The sequence below is a fragment of the Marinimicrobium agarilyticum DSM 16975 genome, from assembly GCF_000423345.1.
GTDB classification, from domain to species: Bacteria; Pseudomonadota; Gammaproteobacteria; order Pseudomonadales; family Cellvibrionaceae; genus Marinimicrobium; species Marinimicrobium agarilyticum.
This window is the reverse complement of the sequence record NZ_KE384008.1, coordinates 60,348-83,220: the sequence shown is the minus strand read 5'-3', so window position 1 is coordinate 83,220 and position 22,873 is coordinate 60,348. Positions and strand designations below refer to the sequence as shown.

19 protein-coding genes are annotated in these 22,873 nt (G+C 57.7%); 11 read left to right on the top strand and 8 right to left on the bottom strand.

What is annotated here, in order from left to right; all coding sequences use genetic code 11:
• Positions 1-52 precede the first annotated feature (52 nt).
• Complete coding sequence (locus tag G547_RS0116240; protein ID WP_027330738.1) at positions 53-700, top strand: IMPACT family protein; 648 nt, start codon at positions 53-55, stop codon at positions 698-700.
• Here the strand turns inward: G547_RS0116240 and G547_RS21910 are convergent.
• Both G547_RS21910 and G547_RS0116230 read right to left on the bottom strand, forming a co-directional pair.
• Entirely contained in the window at positions 677-2,398 is a 1,722-nt protein-coding gene (locus G547_RS21910; RefSeq protein ID WP_051235631.1) for a hydrogenase maturation protein, read from the bottom strand. The two genes, G547_RS0116240 and G547_RS21910, sit on opposite strands and share 24 nt — an antisense overlap.
• A gap of 21 nt (positions 2,399-2,419) precedes the next feature.
• Positions 2,420-3,199: an MHYT domain-containing protein gene (locus G547_RS0116230; protein ID WP_036189204.1), complete on the bottom strand. Its 780-nt coding sequence runs from the start codon at positions 3,197-3,199 to the stop codon at positions 2,420-2,422.
• Positions 3,200-3,573: 374 nt separating this feature from the next.
• Between G547_RS0116230 and G547_RS22840 the strand changes: the two genes are divergently transcribed.
• Genes G547_RS22840 through G547_RS0116195 form a run of 7 tightly spaced genes read left to right on the top strand, consistent with a single transcriptional unit; the run spans position 3,574 to position 11,158 of the window.
• Positions 3,574-4,458: a response regulator gene (locus G547_RS22840; protein ID WP_051235629.1), complete on the top strand. Its 885-nt coding sequence runs from the start codon at positions 3,574-3,576 to the stop codon at positions 4,456-4,458.
• A gap of 46 nt (positions 4,459-4,504) precedes the next feature.
• Positions 4,505-4,867 carry a response regulator gene (locus G547_RS0116220; RefSeq protein ID WP_027330736.1) on the top strand — a complete coding sequence of 121 codons (363 nt, stop codon included), beginning with the start codon at positions 4,505-4,507 and terminating at the stop codon, positions 4,865-4,867.
• A gap of 12 nt (positions 4,868-4,879) precedes the next feature.
• Complete coding sequence (locus G547_RS0116215; RefSeq protein ID WP_027330735.1) at positions 4,880-5,482, top strand: chemotaxis protein CheW; 603 nt, start codon at positions 4,880-4,882, stop codon at positions 5,480-5,482.
• Complete coding sequence (locus G547_RS21900) at positions 5,479-7,344, top strand: methyl-accepting chemotaxis protein (protein ID WP_051235628.1); 1,866 nt, start codon at positions 5,479-5,481, stop codon at positions 7,342-7,344. Before G547_RS0116215 ends, G547_RS21900 begins: the two co-directional genes overlap by 4 nt.
• A 2-nt stretch (positions 7,345-7,346) precedes the next feature.
• On the top strand, positions 7,347-10,157 hold the full coding sequence (locus G547_RS0116205; protein ID WP_027330734.1) for a hybrid sensor histidine kinase/response regulator: 2,811 nt from the start codon (positions 7,347-7,349) through the stop codon (positions 10,155-10,157).
• Positions 10,157-10,660 (top strand): hypothetical protein, encoded by a 504-nt coding sequence (locus G547_RS0116200; protein ID WP_027330733.1) that lies wholly within the window; start codon positions 10,157-10,159, stop codon positions 10,658-10,660. Before G547_RS0116205 ends, G547_RS0116200 begins: the two co-directional genes overlap by 1 nt.
• Before the next feature lie 6 nt (positions 10,661-10,666).
• Positions 10,667-11,158, top strand: coding sequence for a chemotaxis protein CheW (locus tag G547_RS0116195; RefSeq protein WP_027330732.1), 492 nt, complete (start codon positions 10,667-10,669; stop codon positions 11,156-11,158).
• Between the two features lie 25 nt (positions 11,159-11,183).
• Here the strand turns inward: G547_RS0116195 and G547_RS21895 are convergent, their stop codons facing one another.
• Entirely contained in the window at positions 11,184-12,626 is a 1,443-nt protein-coding gene (locus tag G547_RS21895; RefSeq protein WP_084646127.1) for a sodium/proline symporter, read from the bottom strand.
• A 112-nt stretch (positions 12,627-12,738) separates the two neighbouring features.
• Between G547_RS21895 and G547_RS0116185 the strand changes: the two genes are divergently transcribed.
• Positions 12,739-14,535, top strand: a complete 1,797-nt coding sequence (locus tag G547_RS0116185) for an ABCB family ABC transporter ATP-binding protein/permease (RefSeq protein ID WP_027330731.1) — start codon at positions 12,739-12,741, stop codon at positions 14,533-14,535.
• On the opposite strand, the gene G547_RS0116180 is transcribed toward G547_RS0116185, so the two are convergent.
• From G547_RS0116180 to G547_RS0116170, 3 genes are all read right to left on the bottom strand, one after another.
• Positions 14,532-16,121 (bottom strand): PKD domain-containing protein, encoded by a 1,590-nt coding sequence (locus tag G547_RS0116180; protein WP_084646125.1) that lies wholly within the window; start codon positions 16,119-16,121, stop codon positions 14,532-14,534. The two genes, G547_RS0116185 and G547_RS0116180, sit on opposite strands and share 4 nt — an antisense overlap.
• Before the next feature lie 144 nt (positions 16,122-16,265).
• Complete coding sequence (traF, locus tag G547_RS0116175) at positions 16,266-17,597, bottom strand: conjugal transfer protein TraF (RefSeq protein WP_027330729.1); 1,332 nt, start codon at positions 17,595-17,597, stop codon at positions 16,266-16,268.
• A 229-nt stretch (positions 17,598-17,826) separates the two neighbouring features.
• Positions 17,827-18,267 (bottom strand): DUF6491 family protein, encoded by a 441-nt coding sequence (locus G547_RS0116170; RefSeq protein WP_051235626.1) that lies wholly within the window; start codon positions 18,265-18,267, stop codon positions 17,827-17,829.
• Between the two features lie 464 nt (positions 18,268-18,731).
• Here G547_RS0116170 and G547_RS23515 point away from each other — a divergent pair, with 464 nt between their 5' ends.
• The gene (locus G547_RS23515; RefSeq protein WP_157209918.1) at positions 18,732-18,908 is read left to right on the top strand and encodes a hypothetical protein; all 177 of its coding nucleotides are present in this window, start codon (positions 18,732-18,734) and stop codon (positions 18,906-18,908) included.
• Between the two features lie 186 nt (positions 18,909-19,094).
• Positions 19,095-21,221, top strand: a complete 2,127-nt coding sequence (locus G547_RS0116160) for a TonB-dependent siderophore receptor (RefSeq protein ID WP_051235624.1) — start codon at positions 19,095-19,097, stop codon at positions 21,219-21,221.
• Here the strand turns inward: G547_RS0116160 and G547_RS23510 are convergent.
• Together G547_RS23510 and G547_RS21890 are read right to left on the bottom strand one after the other, a co-directional pair.
• The gene (locus tag G547_RS23510) at positions 21,218-21,391 is read right to left on the bottom strand and encodes a hypothetical protein (RefSeq protein ID WP_157209917.1); all 174 of its coding nucleotides are present in this window, start codon (positions 21,389-21,391) and stop codon (positions 21,218-21,220) included. The two genes, G547_RS0116160 and G547_RS23510, sit on opposite strands and share 4 nt — an antisense overlap.
• 67 nt (positions 21,392-21,458) lie before the next feature.
• Positions 21,459-22,532, bottom strand: a complete 1,074-nt coding sequence (locus G547_RS21890) for an SGNH/GDSL hydrolase family protein (RefSeq protein ID WP_036189200.1) — start codon at positions 22,530-22,532, stop codon at positions 21,459-21,461.
• Between the last annotated feature and the right edge of the window lie 341 nt (positions 22,533-22,873).

Below are 22,873 nucleotides of genomic sequence, written 5' to 3'. Positions count from 1 at the left end.
CCATCAAATGCCGGTGTCTTGAGCCTCACGGCATTTATGGTTAAATAGCGCCATGACAGACACCCCACCCCCTCAAAAACCCTACTGTGTACTGGCGGAGCCCTGCCAGCACACGCTGGAAGAAAAGCGCAGCCTTTTCCACACTTATCTGTTTCCAATACGAAACCGCGAAGAAGCCCTGGCCCAGGTAGAGACCTTAAGGCAGGAGCAACCGGGCGCGTCTCACTATTGTTGGGCCTATATTCTGGGGCCAGCGGACCAGCCCCAGAATCAGGCCTTCAGCGATGACGGCGAGCCCTCTGGCACGGCGGGCAAACCCATGTTGAATGTACTGACCCAGCGCGGTGCGAGCGACTGCCTTGCGGTAATCGTACGTATTTTCGGTGGGGTGAAGCTTGGCGCGGGCGGGCTGGTTCGCGCTTATGGTGGTGCCGTCTCCCGGGCGTTGGATAACGCCCAATGGCGGGAGGTAACCCCGACCACCCCAATTTCGGTAGCGGTGGACTTCGCTCACGAGGAACGGTTGCGTCATCAGTTACAACAGGACGAGATTACCTTGTGCGGAGTCGATTACCGCCAACAGGTGTGGCTTCATATCGCCGTACCCCTCGGCGAGCAGCAACGACTGGAGAGTCGCGTGCGGGAATTGACCAGCGGCCAATACCAATGGCAGCCTTCAGGCCGACACCGCCTCGACTGACTGACCCGGCTCTCGCTGTAACCTCGCCGGCGTTTTACCACACGAGAGCTTACACACGAACCGGTATCGCAAGCGGTGGTAGTCACTGTCAGCATCATCGAATATGGCTTTCATCCGGCGGAGCTCTTCGCGTCGATAATGCGCCAACGGACATCGTTGCTCATCCCGCTCGCGAGACAGGCGCTTTTGCTCCAACGTCGCCTCCCACACCTGACGATCACTCACCAGTGACTGGCAATAATCATTCAACTCCCGGTGGTACAAACTCCAGGCTTCCGGCAAGAGTTCATCAACCATTCCTCTATCCAGAGCTTCATCCACCAAGAGCGGTTCACAGCCATTGATGAGCTGCTGGGCAAAGGTCGCGCCCACTCGGCGAGGCAAGACGTACGTCCAGTACTCGGAACCGTACAGTCCCATGGTCTTGTAGTGCGTGTTGAGCACCACCCCCGAACGGGCCACCACATAATCGCAGGCTTGAGCGAGCACGGCCCCACCTGCGCCGGCATTGCAACGCAATGCGGCGACCGTCAGCTGGGCGGTGTTGGTAAGAATACACTCGACGATATCGTCCATGGCGTTGATGTTGCGCCAGGACTCCGCCGCTGGATCCTCCGACATTTCGATACAGTTCAGGTGAATACCGTTGCTCCAGAAATCCTCACCGCCCATCAGTACCACAACACCCACAGAGAGATCCGATCGCAGAATTCGCAGGTGTGCCAACAGCGCCCGACACTGTTCAGTATTCATGGCGCCGTTGTAGAAATCAAAATATACATACGCGACGGCCCCTTCCCGTTCCACCTGTATGTCACAGGCCTTGTCATCATTGAGTGCGGGCAGGTGGCCAACCCTCTCCCTCAGCGCGCTGTGATAAAGCGCCCGCATCGCCGGCAGCTTTATGGTGATTTCACCCGAAACCGGCACGAGCTTGAGTTGGCGAATCCACACACTGCCGTCCACTGTCGCGCGACAGATGGCATCCTCGCAATGACCGAGCAACTGACCGGGCTCGGCCGTGGGATAAATCTTGCCTTTGCGAGCACCGTAAAGATAAAAATCAACCCCGTTCAGGCAATCCTTAACGCCGGGAAAACCGTCACCGGCGTGAATTTTCTGGATGACAGTCGCCGTGGAGTCCGTGCGCCAATCAATGGCCCTGACAGACTGCTTCATCAGGGGCCGAGCGCGTCCGCGAACGTCCGGGTTGGCGTAGTCCAATGGCCGGGGCTCAAACCCATCACGGCGAAAATCCGCCAGCGCCTGCTTTATCAAAAATGTCGCTGACTGAACCACTTCGCGCCGATAAAGGCTGCCTTTGCTGGCCGAGCGACAGGGAAACTCCTCCGTCCCCCAAATATCCCCCGCATCCATTTCCTGGTCGGCCTGCAGCAGGGTCACCCCCCAGCTCGCGCTGGATTCACTGATGGCCCAATCCAACGATGAAGGCCCCCGGTCACCTTCAATGCCCGGGTGAACAATCAGGCAGGGAAAGTGCTGCCACACCGTTTCCGGCACGCGATGCTTCAAGAAGGGACAAAGGATGAGGTCGGGCGCGACACGACTGACCGTTGCCTCGATGACCGGCTGGTCGGCACACAACTCAATGAACACCTCATGACCGATACTTAACAGCTCCCGATCAACCCGTTGGCACAGGCCATTGTAAGCCGAAGCGAGCAAAAGCACTCTCATAATGTGAACTCCGTTTCAGTGTTAGTTGGAATGGGCGGTCACGTTGGTCTCAAGAACTCCCAACTCTTCCTGCATTTTCTGGTTGAGCTGACTGAGAGAAGCAATAAGACACAGCACGAGTAGAACCATGCTGGTACAGAACACCAGAAGCCCCATGGTCATTGGCGCCATCCCCTGCCCCAACACGAGATTTGTCGCGGCATTGGCAGAGCGTTCCATGGTCATGGCCGCCATCCCGGTATAGTGCATACCGCAAACAGCAACCGCCATCACCACGGCACTCAATAACATCTGCGCCGTTCCTTTCAAGTTCACCGCCAGCCACAAGGCTGCCGTCGCCGCCACGAGGGCAATGCCGATGGAGAGGGCCACCAACGCCTGGTCGTATCGCATCTCGCCCGGCATCACCATCGCCGCCATGCCCACATAGTGCATGCTCGCCACACCGAGGCCGGTCAGCACGCCGGCCCCGATCAGACGCGGCCACGTCAGATGACCCGAGACGGCAGTTGCCACACCCAACCCGACAGCCAGTACAGCAATAATCAGAGAGAGGAAAGTCAGCCAGGGGTCATACCCCATATCCATGGGCATTTGATAGGCGAGCATACCGATGAAGTGCATGGTCCAGATGGCGCCTCCTCCCAGCGCGAAGGCAGCGGCGATAACCCAGCCCCACGAAAAGGCTTTCCCTGAGGCTTTCATGCCGTTGGTCATCTGCAAGCCGGTAAAAGCGCCGAACACCGAAATCAAAAAAGACAGCGCCACCAAGAACCAGTTATAGCTCGCTTCCATTTCCATACCCAATCACCCGTCAAAGTAAATTTACCCCGAAAGACTAGTGAACCCCAAACAAGCAATCAAGACAGCAGCGCTAGTACATTTTGAAGTAAAAAATCAGAAAACTGAAATGTTCGCTATTAGAGGATGAATCATGTGAAATTTCTCGATAAAAAGAAGTCGATCGCGCCAACAACTCAATAATAAGCGCCACGAAAAATTGGTCTCGTCGTTCATTTCGACAGAATATTTTTTTGAGTTTTTTGTGATGTCTATACAGATTCGAAAGAACGATAAATATTTCTTGAATTTTATTGAGAACTGGAAAAGAGTGTATACAATCAGCAACAAAACTGAGCGGTACAACCTCGCTACTGACAAAAAACGGACTCATAATGACACAGCGGACAGCCACAAAAACCCATGATTTCCGCGTTTTTCATGTTGCTCTTATCGGTGCCGAACAGAAAGACCAGATCACTTTCAGCCGACTTCTGGGCATTACCCGGTATCGAGCCCGACGCTACCAGTTGATACCGGTCGCCACCCACCTGAGCCTTGACGTTGCCGCTCAGGCATTGAACCGGAGTGACATAATTATACTCAACATCAACAACCCGGAAGCGATTTTATTCTGGAGTCGGTTGGCGTCAAAAATACCAGAAAAACGAAAAAGGCCCGTACTGCGCATTACCCGTGAGAAGAACATCAATACCAACTCGTCTCTCACGCTTTCCTGGCCCATCAACCCGACTCGGGTGGTTCAGATTCTGGACCGCTATACCGTCGACCACCTCAATTTTATTCCCGAGTTTGAGATTGGTGGCAGCGCCAACGCATCCGGTGAAGTGGTTTCTCTCCCTGTATCCGGCAGCGGCGCACCGTCAAGAAACCCGTCGCCCACACCGGGAACGCTTCGAAAAGCACTGGTAGCGGATGACAGCCTGGCCGTGCGCCGTCAACTGGAAATTGAATTTGAACGCATGGGGTGCGATCTGACCGTTGTCGCCGATGGCGAGGCGGCCCTGGCTGCCGTCAAAAAGGCGCACTACGATATTATTTTCCTCGACGTCATCATGCCCGGGCTGGATGGCTATAGCGTTTGCAAGAGTATTCGGCGCACCGAGCTGAATCGGAAAACCCCCGTGGTCATGCTCACCAGCAAGTCTTCCCACTTTGATCGCATCAAAGGGAAGCTTTCCGGCTGTGACACCTACCTGACCAAACCCATCAACCACAACGAATTCTGCTCGGTGACCGAGCAGCATTTCCGGGAATAACCGCCCAACAACCCGAGTAAAAGAGCAGTACTAACAGGAGTGAACAATGAGCGCGAGCAAAGTCATGATTGTCGACGACTCCCCAATCGACCTTCAGCATCTGAAAGACATCGTCACCACCGCCGGCTACCACGCCATTACCGCCACCAGTGGACGAGAAGCCTACAGTATGGCCAAACAAAGTCGCCCCGATGTCATTTTGATGGATGTTGTAATGGAAGACGTGGACGGCTTTGAGGCCTGCCGGACCATCCACCAGGATCAGGAGTTGAACAAAATCCCGATTGTGTTCGTGACCAGTAAAAACCAGAAGGCCGACCGGGTGTGGGGGGAGCTGCAAGGGGGACGGGCCATGATCTCCAAACCCTATACTCAGGAACAGATACTCAGTGCGCTATCCTCTTTGTAGCGCTCGATCTTTATGACCATTTCGACAACTGAAGCCCAGAATCAGCTTATCAAAGCACTGACCCGCTTTTCGGATCTTCCTCCGGAAGCGGGCCTGCCCGAGAGCGTCCGGCCAAAGACGGAGGCAGTCGGCACCGCTTTCTATCGTTTCTCGACCGGCGAGTTTCACTGGGTCTTCCCCGCCGAGCAACGGGCCGAAGCGTTTTCCGGGCTCAGCATCGCTCCCATACCGGGCAGCGACGAGCTGCTGGTCGGTCTGGCGCAGATTCGGGGCGAACTGACACCGATCTATCAACTCCACGCCAGATTGGGACAGGCCTTGCCGATACGAAGCAAAACACTGGTTTTTCACCTCGATGGCGCCATGGTCGGGCTGCTCGTCGATGCGCTCCCGGAACGGCAATGGCTGACGCCATCAAACGTCACGGACGAGTCACCGTTCGATGAAAAGACCGATGTGGTCTCAGCCCTCATTAGTGGCGTCGCTCGCGACGGCGAACGATATCTGATTCAACTGGCCGTCGAACACCTTGGCTCAGCGTTGCGTGATTTGGCGTCGACTGAACGTCGCACGCATACGGCAGGCCCCAGACCCTCAATACCGGAGCACCTATGAAAGCACTCACTGGCCTAAAAATATCGCACAAGATCAGCAGCCTGATGATTGGTTTGGTTGTGGGTTTCGTGATGATGGGCGTGGCCTACTATGCCCAGATCGCGACCGAAATACGCAGCGAGGATATTCAACAGCAACGTGCCTCCACCCAAAGCCAACTGGAACAGCTTGATGCCAATTTTGCGCAGCGCCTGAGCGCGATTGACCGCTGGTTCACTACCGGGGACCCGGCGGCGCTTGAGCGCCGCGAGGTGTTGTTGGAAAACGCCGCCACCCTGATCAACCAATTGGGCGAGCGCGACCCCAGGTTTGTCAACCGACCGTTGCTCAACACCCTCACGGAACAACACAACCAGCTGAAAACCCAGACCGGAGAGCTTCTGGAACAGTGGGAACCACAGGATCCGTTCTCAACCGACGCCACCTCAGCGATTTCCCTCGGCGGGCGTGAGGCGTTTGAGGCCTATTCAGCCTGGGCAGATAACAATGCCCAACAGCGCCTGGACATTGCCGCGCAGGAACGCACTATCGCCCAAACGCTGTTTGCCGCCCTGTTGCTGATCACTGCCATCGGTACCACCGTGGCGATGTACTTTATTTATCGCAGCATCGTCTTGCCGCTGTGGCATATTCAGGGTGTCATTGCCCGGCAGAATCGGGGCGAAAACCAGGCCCGGGTGCAACTGAACAGCCAGGACGAACTGGGTACGCTGGGTCGGGCCTTCAACCGCCTGCTGGATGAGCGGATTCAGGTACTGGAAAGTCAGGCGAAAGAAAACGAGCAGCTGAACGATTCCATCATTACCCTGATCAAATCCCTCGGGATGATTGCCCAGAAAGATCTGACGATCAAGGTTCCGGTCTCGGCGGATGTGACCGGCACCGTATCCGATGCCGTCAACCTGCTCACCTCAGAGACGGCGCGCACGCTTCACCAAGTGACCCAGATTTCGGCCCAGGTCAACCGCATTTCCGATCAGTTGCTTGAGCAGTCCGGCTCGGTCTCCCAAATGGCAGAACAGGAACGCGAACAAGTGGCCGAGGCAAACAAGGCACTGGAGAGCCTGGCCAAGGCCATGAATCAGGTCGCGATGGAGGCGCGCACAACCAACCAGGTGGCCCGTACCGCGATTGAGCACACACACGAAGCGCAGTCCGCTGTGGGCGAAACCGTTACGGGCATTCGCGCCATTCGTTCGACACTGGGGGAAACGGAAAAACGTATCAAACGCTTGGGGGACCGTTCCCAGGAAATTACCGGCATCGTCAACCTGATCAACACCATCGCCGAACGCACCCACATTCTCGCACTGAATGCCAGCATGCACGCGGCCTCCGCCGGTGAAGCAGGCAAGGGGTTCGCCGTGGTCGCCGAGGAAGTGCAGCGCCTGGCAGAAAACGCGCGCGAAGCCACCTCGGACATTTCCGCCATGGTAAATAACATTCGGGTGGAAACCTCCGATACGGTGAATATTATGAACACCCTGATCACCCAGGTGGCCGAAGGCACGCGCCTGGCCGAGGACTCCGGGCAACGCATGCAGCACACGGAAAAGGCCACCCGCCAACTGGTAGATCACGTCAAATCCATTGCCACCAACTCGGTGGCGCAGGCCAGCAACGCCAGTCGTGTTCGCGACCGCGCGCAGAGTATCACCGAATCCACCCGGAGCACCCACCGGGAGCTGGAACAGCAGGCCGTTCAGGTCAACGAGTTGAAGGCCTGTGCACGCACCCTGGTCGAGCGGGTCAGCGTCTTTCATCTGCCGGAATTTCAGGCGGAAGCCCAGCAAGCGGTGAACAGCCTGAAACAGCACGCCGTCAATCAGGACTTGTCGGCTCATTCCAGCCAGAGCGCCTGACCATGATGAGTGAGTCGACCGTGCCGGCCCTGAATCGAGAGCAGCAGGACATGCTCTCGCTGCTGATCGTCGAGCTTCAGGAGCAGTTGGATACCTCCCTGGAGGAGCCCGCGCCAGAGTCGGCTGAGGCCCTGGGCAGTTGGTTAGAGCGACGGAGCTCCGATCTTGAAAATCTGGAAAATGCCGCCGAGCTGATTGGCCTGGGCGGTCTGTCCGAAGTGTGTTGTCACCTGCGAGAGAATGTGCAAGCGGTGTCCCCCCACTCCGCCAGCGAAGCGGTTCTGATGTTGGCTGCCAGCTCGCCCATGTATTTGCTGGCGTATGTACAACAGTTGCAGTCGGGCGAGCAGGACGACCCGGAGTCCATCGAAAGCCTGTTGCAGTTCCTGTCCGACCCTGCCTGGCCGCTCCCCTGCCCCGACGGGGATCGCCTGCAAGGCGCGTTGACACAGCCTGAGTGGGAAACGCCGGAGGAGGTGAGCGCCCCGTCGGGTCCGCCGCGCCAGGCGAACGCTCAGATGCTGACACTGAAGCTCGGCGAGGACATCAACCCAAGATTATTCGAGGGGTTGATGTTGGAGCTGCCCGGACAGATGGAGCAGTTCTCCGACACACTCTCGCGGTTTATTCAGACACGCGCACCCGAGGCCCTGCAGCGGGCCCAGCGAATCACCCATACGGTCAAGGGCTCGGCCAACGTGGTCGGCGTGACGGGCCTGGCGAACTGGATGCACTACAGTGAAGACTTCCTGGACTTGCTGGAGCGGATGGCACCCACGGTGCCGGAGGGCATCGACGATTTTCTGATGGAAATGGTCGATACCGCCGCGAGCCTGCTCGATCACTTACTGGACGCGACCGAGCCTGGCGACGAGGCTCTGCAGGCTTTGCAACACTTGTTCGACCGCTACCATCAATTGGCAGCCGGAGACCTGGGGGATCCACCCAAAGAGCCATCGACCGCAGCGCCAGCCACCGATGAAGGTTCGGCATCCGTCGAGCCCGAGCGCGCTGTGGAGCCGACACAGATCCGCGTCGCCGAAAGCGGAATCAATGCGTTGCTGACGCTTTCGGGGGAAGCCAGTATCGGCAACCACCGCCTTACCACCCAAACTCACCGTGCCCGAAGCGGCGTCCTGCAACTGCAGCAGTTGCAGCAAAAGCTGAATCGGTTAACCGAGGAGTTGGGCCAGGTGATCGAACTGAGGAACCTGTTCGCCAACCACGCGCTTGAGAAGGACCAGTCACTGGATCCGCTTGAGCTCGATCGATACAACGAGTTGCACAGTTTCTATCATCAGTTGCAGGAATACGCCGCCGATGCCAATGACCTTATCCTGGGGACCAAAAGTGAGCTGAGTACCCTGAACGATCTACTTCAGACCCAGCAACGCCACCAGAACGACGCGCAGCAGCAACTGCTCGACATGCTGAGCGTTCCGGCACGTCAATTGGAGTCGCGCCTTCAACGTTGCGTTCGTCAGGCCTGTCGGCTCACGGGAAAGCAGGTGGAGCTTCACATTGAAGGCGCGCAAGCCCCGCTGGACCGAAACGCCCTGCAGCAATTGGCAGACCCGCTCATGCACTTGCTGCGCAATGCCGTGGACCACGGCATTGAAAGCGCCGACGAGCGTGCGGCCCAAAATAAACCCGAGGCGGGTCAACTGCACTTGCGCTTCCGCTCAGAAACGCAGTCCACCCTGATTGAGTTAAGCGATGACGGCGGGGGCCTCAACCACGAACGAATTCTCGAGCGGGCCGAAGCTCTGGAGCTGACGCCACCGGAAAATGCTGACGCCCAATGGCTGGAGTCCCTCATTTTTCTCCCGGGGTTTTCAACTCGAGAGACCGTCAGTCAAACCTCCGGACGCGGCGTTGGCCTGGACGCGGTAACCGATCAGCTCAAAGCGCTTCAGGGGCAGATCAGCGTGCAGAGTGAACCCGGTCTCGGCACCCTGTGGCGGTTGGTCATTCCCAACCGCCTCATTGCCGAACATCAATTGCTCGTGCAGGCTGGTTCCAACACCCTCTCGCTCAGCAGTCGCGGCGTCCAGCAAGTGGTGTTCATGGAACCCGAGCAGTTGAGTAACGACGGTGACGCGCTTTTTTATCGTTACGGCGAGCAGGTATTCAGAGTCTGGCACCTGTCCCAAGTGGCCCGCCTTCCCGGCACCGAGAGCGCCGATACCCGGCAGGCTCAAGCGGTTCTCATGCTGCAATCCGGGCAAGGGGAGATCCAGGGGTTGTTGATCGACCGCATTCTGGCCAGTCGGGAAATGGTCGTCAAACCTCTGCCCGCCTTCTGTCCGGAACTGCCCGGCGTGCTCGGAGCAACGGTTCTCGGTGACGGTCAGGTCGCCCCGGTGCTGGATGCCATAGCCCTCGTGGAAACCGCCTCAAAGGCCATACGTCACCACTCGGAGTCGCCCTTACCCACTCTGTCCAAGGCCCGCCCCCTGGCTTTGATTGTCGATGACTCCCTCAGTACCCGTCGCTCATTAGTGGAGTTCGTCACCGAGTTGGGTCTCGATGTGGTCACCGCTAAAGACGGTTTTGAAGCCATTGATCGTTTACAGGAGCGAACGCCGTCTCTGGTACTGGTGGACATGGAAATGCCCCGAATGAACGGTCTGGAATTCACCGCTCACCTGCGCGCCCAAGAGGCGCTGAGAGACATCCCCGTTATCATGATCACATCGCGCAACACCGAAAAACACCGGGAGCTGGCCCGCACGGCGGGAGTGGATCGCTACCTGAACAAGCCGTTCTCCGAAGTGGAACTGCTCAACAGCATTGAATCGAGTCTGCACTGATGAACGACACTTCCGATCCCGGACTGACTCTCTCGCCCCGCTCCGACCAGCCTCGGGAGGAATGGCTGTTAGTCGATGCCGTGGAGCTGCTATGGCTGCTACCCAGACGAGAAGCGGTGCACCTGAGCGAGCTCACCGCTACCGAAGCGGCGCTTCCCGCCTGTGGGCAGGTGCGACTCCACGACCAGGCTTACGCCGCCGTCTACTGGAACCGGAAGCTTCGACTGTGTCTGCCCGAGGAAGGTGCCTGCCGTTCCGCCCTGATCGTACAGAGCCCCGGTGGGGCACTGGCTCTGGCCTGCCATCGATTGATGCGGCTGGAGCGGACTCCCCGCTTCTATACGCTGCCCCAATGCATGAGGGGCCGGCATCACGCCTTTGAGCAAGTCGCCGTCATCGACGGCCGAGTCGCCGCCAAGGTCAACACCGAGCTGTTGTTACGGCAACTACCCGAGGCGCTACGCCGAAACATTCACTCACAACAGTCGTCACTGGGAGGCTGACCTTTTATGGAAGCGGTGCAACAGGACCCGAACCCATCCCTCAGCGCCTGGCGTCTGACGCTCTCGGACGGTCTTGAGATCGTGCTCGCCCAAGGGGAGGTCAAATACCTGGAGCAGGTCACTGAGGTCGTCACCGTACCTGGCCTGCCCGCCTACAGCTCACAGGCGTTTGTCTGGCGCGAACAACTGATTCCGCTGCTGCAATTGTCGCAATTGCTGACGTCCCGCCCCCTCACCTGCCCCCAGGCCCCGCTGGTCGCCATTGTGGCGTATCGTTCGGGCGCGAACGAGACATTGCAACTGGGCGCCCTGCCCCTGGCGGGAAAACCGGAACTGCTTCAGGTTACCGCCGAGCAGGCGCGTCCGGTGGATAGCCTGAGTGGCCGATGGCCCCACCTCAGTTGCGCTGCACTGAGTTACGAAGACCGGCTCTATCCGGTCCTCGATCTGAGCCATCTGTTTGACTCCACGCCCCAGGCGTTGATCACCTTGCATTAGCCGCCCAGCGCGGGCTCTCAAATCGCTAAGCTTGAGTATCTCTTTCAACGCTCTCTTCGCGCTGATGGCCCACTACTGGAACCGGAGATTTCAGATGCAGCAACCCGTAAACCGCAAAGGCCACCATCATTGAGGGCATCAATTCGTACACATAATCGGTAATCACCGTGTAGTGCGATATCAGATAGGCGATAACGCCGGCAAGCATCACAGTGATGCATTGCGCCTCCGAGGGCAGCCGGTGGAAACGGTAAATCAGCAACAAGGGGGCAAACGCTGAAGCCAGCAGGCCCCAGGCCAGAATCACCAGCTCAAACACACTGTCATTGCCGTATATAGCCAATACCAGGGCGATCCCGATGACCGCCATGGTCGCCACTTTGGTCTGAATAAACGTCAGGGGCCGACCGGGACGAATGTCCCGCGAGACCGCCGCCGAGCAACTTAGAACCAGAGAGTCTGCCGTCGACATGGTGGCCGCAAACAGTCCGGCGAGAACCAGGCCGGCAAGGATAGGAGGCATCAGTTCCACCGCCATGGTGGGCAGCGCCAGCTCGCTGTCAAACTGCTCGGCATTGGTGATGATGAGCCGTGCCAGGAGACCAACAATAATCGTAGCGCCATAGAAAAAGGTAAACCAGCCGTAATAGTAGGCGCGAACCTGGTTCATCAGCTTGCCGTCGGTCAGGCTCATATAGCGCACCATGACATGAGGCTGACCCACCACACCGAAGCCGGCAAACAACCACCCCACTACAAACAAACAGGCCGACCAGATCGTGCTGCCCGGGGGAAACCAGTTCATAAAACCGGATTCCACCTGATACAGGTCATTGACCATCTGGTTCCAGCCGCCGACACTCTGCATCGCCATCCACATCAGCATGGGCATGGCGACCACCATCACCATGGACTGCGCCGCATCGGTCCAGATGGAGGCGCGGATGCCACCCGCAAAGCTGTAAATCAACACCATGACGGCGCCCAACCAGGCCCCGGTGGTCAAATTCCAGTCCAGCAAAACGTGCAACGCCTTGCTGCCCGCATTCAGTTGTGCCCCTGCGTAGGTGCCGAGGAACATAAGGATCAACAGCCCGGCGATGCGGCGCAGCGTTCGGTAGTCTTGCCCCCACCAACGCGTCACCAGCCCACTGAACGAATCGAGCTCCTGGCGCTCCGTGGTCTCGCGAATAGAGCGCCACAATAGTAGGGAGCCGACATAGTCACCGAGAATCCAACCGATCATGAGCCAAATGGAGGACAGGCCGTTCATATAGGTAAAGCCGATCATGCCGGTAAACATATAACCACTGTTATTGGTCGCCACGGCCGAGAGGGCCACCAGCCAGGGCTTGATGCTCTGCCCTGCGGTCAGATAGTCCGTGGTCGTGCGCTTGCTGGCCAGGACCGACAAGGCCCCGATCACGACAAATACCAACAGAAAGAACAGAAAACTGGCAATAATCATGGCGTCTCCAGCGGCCGAAATGACACTCTATTACAGCCTAGCACACAGGCTCCGGGCCCAGCCTGTATACTGCCTGCCCAATTGCTGACCCCAGAAATACATGAGGAGCGCCATGCGCGGCTACGCCCAAAACCCGCCCGAGCCGGACCCGTCGGTACCGCGACTGAATCTACCGCAGGTCTGGGGCTATATCTGGCCCTACCTATGGGCGTACAAAGCGCGCGTCATCATCGCTCTACTGGCACTTCTTGCGGCCAAAGGGGCCTCCTTGACGATGCCCTGGGCACTCAAACATATTATCGATGGGGTCGACCGGAGCCTGCAGCCAGAAATTGTGCTGCCGGTCGCCTTTCTGCTGTTTTACGGCTTTCTGCGTTTCGGCAGCGTTTTCTTCGGCGAACTTCGGGATGCGCTTTTCAGCCGGGTGACCGAGCGGGCCATGCGCCGAATCGGCCTGCGAGTGTTCGAGCACCTGCATCAGCTTGAGCTCAACTTTCACCTGAGCCGGCAGACCGGCGGGATAAGCCGGGATATCGAACGGGGAACGACCGCCATCAGCTTTCTGATGCGGTTTCTGATGTTCAACATCGTGCCGACGCTGTTTGAAATCATCATGGTCGCGGTCATTTTTACCTTGGCGTTTTCGCCCTGGTACGCCCTGATCATTCTGGTAGCGGTATCCATTTATATCGGCTTTACCGTGCTCACTACCGAATGGAGGACCCGCTTCGTCCGGGAAGCCAACCAGGCGGACTCCTCCACCAATACCCGCGCGGTGGACAGTCTGCTCAACTACGAAACCGTCAAGTACTTCAACAACGAACGTTTCGAGGCCAACACCTACGATTCGTTCCTGGCCCAGTGGGAGAGTGCCAAGCTTAAAAACCGATTGTCCTTACTGGCGTTGAACTCGGGGCAGGCCCTGATTATCGCCCTCGCCATTACCGGCATGATGTTTATGGCCACACAGTCAGTGATCGACAAGGAGATGACGCTGGGGGATCTGGCGATGGTGAACGCTTACATGATTCAGCTGTTCATCCCACTCAATTTCCTTGGGTTTGTCTACCGGGAGATGCGCCGGGCGCTGGCGGATCTGGAAAACATGCTCGGGTTGTTACAACGGGCGCCGCGCATCACCGACCGGGAAAACGCCAGCCCGCTGGTGATCGAAAACGGGGAAGTCCACTTCCGCCATGTGCACTTTGGTTACCACAAAGACCGACCGATTCTAAAAGACCTCTCGTTCCGGGTGGCCGCCGGGCATAGGGTCGCGATTGTCGGGGCCTCCGGCGCCGGGAAAAGCACCATCGCGCGGCTGCTCTATCGTTTCTACGACATTGACGAGGGCAGGATCGAAATAGATGGTCAGGATATTCGGTCCGTAACGCTCGATAGCCTCAGAAAAGCGATCGCGGTCGTTCCCCAGGATACCGTGTTGTTCAACACCAGCATTCGGGAAAACATTGCCTACGGCAATCCCACCGCTCCGGAGGAGGCCATCGACCGGGCCATTCGCATGGCGCACCTGGACGATTTTATTGCCAGCCTGCCCAATGGCGACAAGACCCTGGTCGGAGAGCGAGGCCTCAAAGTCTCTGGCGGAGAGAAGCAGCGAATTGCCATTGCCCGGGTGCTTTTAAAGGGCGCGCCCATCCTGATTTTCGATGAAGCCACCTCGGCACTGGACTCCCGAGCAGAGGCCGCGATTCTGAGCGCGATAAGGGAGGTCTCCGCCGGGCATACCAGCCTGGTGATCGCCCATCGTTTATCCACGATTGTCGATGCGGACCAGATTCTGGTGCTGGATGACGGCAAGCTGGTGGAGCAAGGCAGCCACCACCAGCTTTTACAACAACAGGGCCGTTACGCTCGGTTATGGGCGCTACAGCAGTCGGCCCAGGATTAGTCCCCCGTCACTTCCACCGTTTGAGAGGACACATCCGAGGCCTCACCGTCGCTAACGCGCAGAGTCACCTCGTAGCTTCCGGGGGTCTCGTACTGATAGCGAACCTCTGCGGTCGTGGAAATTCGAACCTGCTCGGTGCCGTCACCCAGGCTCCACTCATACTTCAGGACATCGCCATCGGCGTCATAAAACTGCTCCGGCGTGCAAGACACCCAGGTCCTGCCGGTGTTTCGGCAGTCGAACGCCGCGGAAGGCACCGTATTTTCCGCATCGCCCATCTGGACATTCACAGTGATGTCACCACTGAAAAAGTTACCCGTGGCCGTGAGGCGAACTTCGTAGAGCCCGGGCTCGTCGTAAGTGTGACTGGTCACCGTCTCGGTAGACTCGGTGCCATCACCAAAATGCCAGCGCAAGAAAGAGGTTCTCAACGAGTCGCTGGCATCCACGTAGAGTGTCAGCCCCTGCTTGCGAAACAGGGGGCGGGGATCCCCGTAAAAATCAACATAGCCCTCGATGGCTTGGCCGTAATTCCAGGTGGTATCCCCCAGTTCGCCATCGGTCACCGTGAGCACATCGTTGAACGATGGCAGAGCGACAGAGGAGGAGGATTGGCTCGAGCTGCTCTGAGGTAGCGAGGATGTGGAAGAGGCACTGGCGCTCGCGGCGCTACTGGCAAAATACGAATTGACGGGGTACTGCTCAAAGGTGAGCGTGTCACCATCAAGATCCCCTGACAGGGAAACGTCGTCATCGACGTTTCCGTACGAATAGTGTGCCGATAATACCGCGACTGGCGCATGGTTGCCTTCCGCCTTCCACTCGCCGGCTTCCACCTGAAACGACTGCTTGACGTCGCCCGACTCAGTTTCCACCAGGACGGTGACCTCATAGAGACCGGGGAAAAAGTAGGTATGCCAAGCCTCATGAGCACCATACACCGAATGGCCGTCGCCCCAATCAATGGTGACGCGTTCCGGCTGGGGAAGGCTCTGAATAAAACCGAGTGCGTCCACAAAGACCGTTTGCCCGTGCATGGTGGCCTGCACGTCAGCGACGGCGCCGTCCCCCTCCGCGTAGCAGAGCGGTTGCTCTCCAGCGCCCCCGGTGTGCGTGCCTTGAATGCCAAACCCGACAGGGTTATCCCCAATATACCCATTCCAGGATTTGGACGCCGCTCGATAGTCGGGGGAACTGCCACTGATAGTGACTCCCCAGGCGTTGTGAATGGTGTAGCCCTCGGGCAGATCCAACACCACTTCCCAACCATCAACCGGTTGATTCCCGGTGTTAGTCACTTCAAAAGAATAGACGAATCCGCTGTTCCAGACACTCTCGCTGCTTACCTTGCAGTTGAAGGAGTCATCCGGTGCTGGGGAAGAAGAAGACCACTGCGAAACGCTTGATGACGACCAATACTGACTGCTGGAGGACGCAAGCGGTTCGCTACTTGCCGAGGCGGAGTGATCGCTACTTGAGGAGGCAGACGACAACGGCGTGATCGGTGTCTGCGCAAACGCGACTGAGCTGAAGAGAAAAGAGGTGACGAGCGACAGCACGCCGACCAATGGACGATAAAGTGACATAAAGAATTCCTTGTACGATCGTGGTTATTGGATGATCGCCGGTACTGACCGAACCTCTTTCCGGCAACAGTAACAGCCTAGCAAAATCGCACGCTCTTTCAGGAAATCTCTCTCAAATCACGGAAAAGCTTTCTTCGATGCAACTTAGAATGCCAAACCCGCCTGTAAGGCGACACCCCATTCATCTTCGCGCCCGCTTCTCGCCACACCGATGTCCAGGTGTGCCGTTCGCCCACCAAAGCCCAGCCCGACCGATGGCAGTGTTGTCGCGTCAATCAGGTTGTGGCGAAGTCCCGCACGCAAGGCGGTGTTTCGCCACAAGAACCATTCGGCGCCCACGGCCACAAACTGCTTGTCCGGGTCAAACCCCAGCGGTTCATTGCGTGTGAGATCCATGTCGATACTGATTCTGAGAGGCTCAGTGCGATACCCCAATCCAATGCGCGCGATGGGACGCTGCTCAATGCGATCGCCCCGTACCGTGTGGTAATCGTGAGCCAGCAGGTTGCGAACCACCAGCCCCCATTGCCAGGGGCCGGATAAGTCATGAACCATTCCCAAATCCATATTAAAACGGGTGGATTGTTGTTGATAAGGGGCCTGGTTATACGCACTGAAATCGAAGTCATCGATACGCTGTTCAAAGTGAATGCTGGTAAATGTCACTTGTTTGAGAGAGAGGCCAATGTGGACGCGGTCCTGTTGGGCGAGACCGTAACTGCGGGCAAAACTGATGGCCTGTTCTGTCACGTCGGCGCCCTGGGTTTCAATCGTTGAAAAAAACTCTTCAGGAATGGGCTCACGGAGGTAGTCTTCGACATTTCGACCTTCCAACTGCTCCGCTCGGGCGTCATCGTACAAGGCTTTAAAATCCACATACTCATCCAGCGCCAGGGCCGCCAACCAAAAATTTCTCGCCTTGCCGAGGACGTCGTCCAGGCTCAGGTTGTCGGGATCGACCATGACCCCTTCCAGCTCGCGCAGATCAGCCGCCGCGTCGTAGAGATCAGCCACACTGTCCACGGTGTCGGTCACTCGACGGATATTGGCGTTGTCCTGCTCAGAGACGTGAACCACGCTTCCCAGCACGAGGTACTGACGATGGTACCCACCGATGGCCCACCGTCCTGCAGGGTAACCAAACGACACGCCATAGGAGGCACTTGCTCGCAAGGGCTTATCGGAGAGGTGGTTGATATCGACCTGGGCCTGGCGGATCCTTCCGTTGGTCTGGCGCAACTCGGTCGCTACCTCTGACTCGCTCCCCTCCCAGTTCAGCTCGACGTCGACCAACGTATCCAGGGCGGCGTCATCATAACGTTCCGAGAAGTCTTCGGCGGAGTTCAGAAAATCGTCACGATCCAGAAGGCGAGCGCCGACATAGCTGTGTGCATGCAGCTTCGACAGCCGTTTAGGGTCGTGGTTGATCAGTAGCGCGGGGTTGAACAGACTGGCATTATGAGAGCGAGCCGTCACAACACCCGTCCCTCCCATAGAGAGGGAGCGAGCGTCAAAAGAGAGAAATGAAACGGCAGAGGCCGGTACAGAGATAAAGGCTATCAGGCCGGCGACAAGCCTCATCGCCATGGGCGGGCGACAACGGAACGGTATACAGGACATGGCATCCTCTTAGTCCAGACTTCAGTGACCGTTCCCAGCTTAGCAGAGTTTTCCTACCACCTGCGGTTCCGGAGGGCGCACCAGGTTACTCCGAGGCGCTCTCCCTGGCTTTATTGTATGCCTCAACCGCTTTCTCATGAGCCTCAAACGCGGCCTCTCGATTTTCAAACTCAAAGAGGTGGCGAATGGTGCAATGATCGCCGCTGGTGTACATCTTGTGCATACCACCACCACAGACTTCGGTAAACCGCTCTTCAAACGCAGCCCTCGGCGAAGTCCCCACGTCATGACAGCCGGGCAGCAGGGTGGCCAGATAGTAGTTACGACGACCGTCTATCGAGACCACATCGTGATCAAGCACCCCATAGCCGCGAATATCTTTCTCTTGAACACAAGCCCGCCCGTCTTGATCGGTCGTATCTTTCAGGACCTCCTGGAACCGGGGCACATCGCCTCCGGTGGTGCTACAGCCGGCGAGCAGGGCCGCGGCCAGGCCGCTCAACAGACCCAATCTTACTTTTTGCATAGTTCCACCTCGTACTCTTTGCGTTGGTGCAATCACTCGTGCGTCATGCCAATAATGTATCCTGTCACCGTAGAAGACATAAGATGAGGCAGCAAGTTCGCCGCTATAAATTCTAATTTGGAATAGTTAAATAGGTATTGATTCAAATTTACACTTATCATAACGGATTTCTACCTCGTTATGACTTGCGAGTGAAACATGGCTCGCGTATTCTGACTCCTTATAGTCAAACAAACACAAAAGATTTCATGATCAGCATCAGCAGCTTTACGCAACGGCACAATCGCCTGACGGTTACGATGTCGGTTTACCAACCGACCCGTCGCCACTGTTCGCTGTCTGCTCATTACTGAACTTTTTAACCAGGCCGCGAATGAATCGCGGTCTGTGCTTCTGCCTTCAACACTTCCCGAGCCTTCCTAAGCCGCGCTTCATTCTCCGCCTTTTACACGGAGAGTTGTCTCGTGCAACCGATAAAATGGTGGCGCGCCTGGCGGGCGCGCAAGAAGAAAGGCCCACCCGATATCGCCGACCCCGCCGTGCCGGAAGCGCTTCAGCGCGATGCGGGCGTTGAGGTGATCCGAATCCGCCTGCCTTCCGGGGCAGAGGTGCAAATCGTCAAACGCCACCCCAGAGAATAGTCTATGAAGGGCGGCGCCCGCCTTCGGTAAGCCCCTCGCCAGGTGCCGCTCTGAGTCTCTCCAGCGCCGGAAAGATTTCTGCCCAGGATTCAGTCTGGATGATTGGAGCGTCAAAGAAGTTGACTCCGGTAATGATAATACATATCATTTGCGCCTGTTATTTCATTAGTCTTCAGGAGTCACTCTGTGCCAAAGACCCACCCTTCTCTGCTTGCCTTCGCCATCAGCGCCCTCTCAGCCGCCCCCGGAGCCTTCGCCCAGGAGTCGTCGGCACCAGCGATTGAGGAACTGCACATTACCGGTCAGCTTTCCCGCTACTCGGCCCTAAAGTCCGATACCCCCATCATGGAGACCGCCCGCTCAGTCTCCATCGAGAGCGAGCTCGATATCATTGAGAAAGGGGCGCTGGCTCTGGACGACACCTTTACTTACTCCTCGGGGGTTACAGGCAAAACCTTCGGCTACGCGACACGGGGGGATTGGCTCAAAGTCCGAGGGCTGAATGTCCCGCTGTACCAGGACAGCCTTCAGTCCCTTTTCGGCAACTACAACAATACCCGACCGGATGTATACACGCTCGAGCAGGTGGAAATCCTCAAAGGCCCCGCCTCGGTCCTCTACGGGCAGGGCTCACCCGGTGGTATTGTCAATATCGTCTCCAAGCTGCCCAAGGCGGACTCGGCTCATGAAATCGTCGCGGAATTGGGTAACTTCGACCGCAAGCAGTTGGCGTTCGACAGTACTGGTCGGATCGGCGACAGTGACGAATGGCTCTACCGCGTGGTCGGCGTGCATCGGGACTCGGACACCCAGGTGGATTTCGTGGAAGACAACACCACCGTCATAGCCCCTTCCATCACCTGGCGACCCGACACCGATACCGACCTGACTCTGCTGGTCAATCACACCGAAACCGAAAGCGATACCGGCGCCCAGTTTCTGCCCCTCTACGGTACCCTTTACCCCGCGCCCAATGGCGAGGAGATCGAAAACAGCACCTATACCGGCGAGCCGGGATACAATCGCTACAACACCGAAACCACGTCGGTCACCTTCCTGGCGAACCACCACTTCAACAGCATCTGGAGCCTGGAAGTCACTTCGCGCTACAGCGACGCCCAGGCCGACTACCAACAGGCCTGGACCTCGTTCATCGGAGGGGATCGCTATGTCTATAACGACGATGGCAGCCTCTATAACGATGGCCTGGTACCGAGAACTTTTTATCGCAACGACGCCAGCTCAGAGCAACTGGCGATCGACACACGTTTGCGCGCCCAATTTTCGACCGGAGCGCTGTACCACGAGGTTCTTGTCGGTGCTCAATATCAGGACGTCACGCTGGGGGACGCCGGCTACTATGCGTTCGCGCTGGGTTACGATTCCGAGAGCCGCGGCCCTGATAACAACTTTGGCGATGCTTACTGGCTCAACGTGTTCAATCCGGTATACGGCAATGTGCCGCCCGCCGATTACCTCAACAGCTTGTACAGCACCAGCCCGGACACCACTACGGAAGATCTGGGGCTCTACGTCAACGACCAGATCAGCATCGGAAATTGGCGCGTAACCGCTGGCCTTCGGGTCGATGACACCGAGACCAATACCGGCACCGCCCGTCAGCAGGACGACGCTGTCAGCAGCGCACTGGGCGTGCTCTATCAATTCGATAACGGGCTCGCGCCCTACGCGAGTTATGCGGAGTCCTTCGAGCCGGTGATTGGTGACGACGGTCGAGGCAACACCCTCGACCCCCAGGAAGGCGAGCAGGTGGAAGTGGGTGTGAAGTACCAATCCTACGATATACCGGCGATGGTCACCCTGGCCTACTTCGACATTACCCAGAGCAATCTGAGCGACCCGACATCACTTGCCGGGGACTACCAGCAACAGCGGGGTGAAGCGTCGGTGGAAGGCGTGGAGCTGGAGGCATTGGTCACGCTGGGAGATCTCGATCTGGAGTTCAACGCCAGCCACCTGGACACCGAGTCCGCCGAGGGCTACCACCTGGCCAGTGTGCCGGAGAATCAGGCGTCTACATGGGTCACCTGGCGACCCGCAGGCTTCCAGGGCTTCAAAGTCGGGGGTGGCCTTCGCTACATGGGTGAAAGCTGGGGCGGTCAAGATGAGATCCGGACCCCGTCGTACACACTGGGAGACCTGATGATCGGCTACCAGGCCGGCCAGTGGGATTTCACGTTGAACGCACGGAACGTCGCGGACAAGGCGTTCCAGGCAACCTGTCTTTCACGGGGCGACTGTTTCCCGGGCGAAGCACGCAACGTTGTCGGTCGGGTCCGCTACCAGTTCTAAACCCGTCGTCCGGTTTCGCGGTTGGAGGTACCCCGCTCTGCGGGCGCCTCTCCCGCCACCGCTGCGTCCAGTGCCCGCCAGGGCTTTCCGTCGCAAACCGGGTAATTCTTACAGGTGGGCAGGCAACCGCGGCAGGGCAAGCGGTCTACCGAATCGGCACTCGGGGGCATGGCAACACTCCAAAAGAATCATCATGATCAGATGAATACGACGGGCGCGGCCATCCGGATCTCTCCTCTAGCCACCCCACCCCAAATCCCGCGCTAACACTTTCTCAAGATTATGCCCCAAGCGTGCCTGCGTCATCACGTTGGGATGATAGTCGCAACCATAGCCCTCTTCCGGCTCGATTTTCCCGAGATCCAGAAAGTGAATGTTGTTGTCGTTCGCCAGTGACTGCAACACCGCCACTTGGGACTCACGCGCCTCTGCGCTCAGCATCGGGCTTGCGATCAGGTAGAAAGGCACTCGCGGGTAATCGGTTCGCAGCTGGGCGAGCAGCGACTGCATGGCGTTGTGGTACCCCGGAGCCGACCCGGTCCAAAAGTCGTTGGTGCCGATGGCGATCATCACGGCATCCGGTCGATATCGCTGAACATCCCACTGTGGTTGGGGCTCCAGCGCCAGCGTCCGGCGACGCCGTTCGATCAACGTGGGCTGCTCACTCACGTCTTCCCCATAACTGCGCCAGACACCGATGCCGGACCAGGCGATGAGATGCGCTTCGGCGTCCAGCGCGTCTGCCGCCACCGAGGCATAGGTCAGCAGCGGGTTACTGGTTTCCTGAGCGTAAGGGCATTGCGCGGTCTCCCCTTCCACCCCGTAACCCGCGGTGATTGAATCTCCCAGGAAAAGGAGCTGCCGCTGCGGTGCCGTCGGTGGCGAGAGCAAACGACCCTCCACCTCGGGCGCCGACGCAAACACGGTTGTGCCTTCAAACGACTCACCGAGGCGAGTGATCCTTATCGTATGTTCACCCGCTGACAATCCGGAGACAAGCTCGTAGCGATGCAAGCCTTCGCTGACCCAAAGATCAGCGCCCTCACCGCCATCCACGGTCACCTGAAAGCGGACCCGACCGGCACTCTGAATTTTGAGAGACGCGGCCGTGCCCGAAAACCGGAACGCCATGGCTGAACCGGGCCAGGTGAAGGCGGCACTGCCCGATTCACGCACATCGAACCGCCCAATCAGCCGCGCGGACGCGGGCTCCAGATCCTCAACACCCTTCTCCCCCGCAAGCTCGCCAGGAGATTCCAGGGCACAAGCCGCCAACAACACCAACGCGGACAACAACCAAACATTACGCATAACACCGAGCGCCTTTTACGAATTGAAGGGGAAATGTAACCGATTCCACGTCGTGCCACAACGTTCAGGGCAATCGCTTCTGACGAAAAGCGCTTCACGCCTTGATGTCAAAAAAAATCACAAATAACAATTTAATTGCATTTTAGGTCACTATAGAACTATAGTGCGGTTTTCCCTCTCCTGTCTGACCAACGACTCAACACCAGAGTGATGTGCCAGACATGGGAGGAGGCCGCACAACATTCAACAGACTTTTTAACGCCGATGCGGCAACGCCGGTCGTTACGTCACCGCCTACTGCCCGGTATCCAGCGTTAAAAGACAATAAAAGCACGGGAATC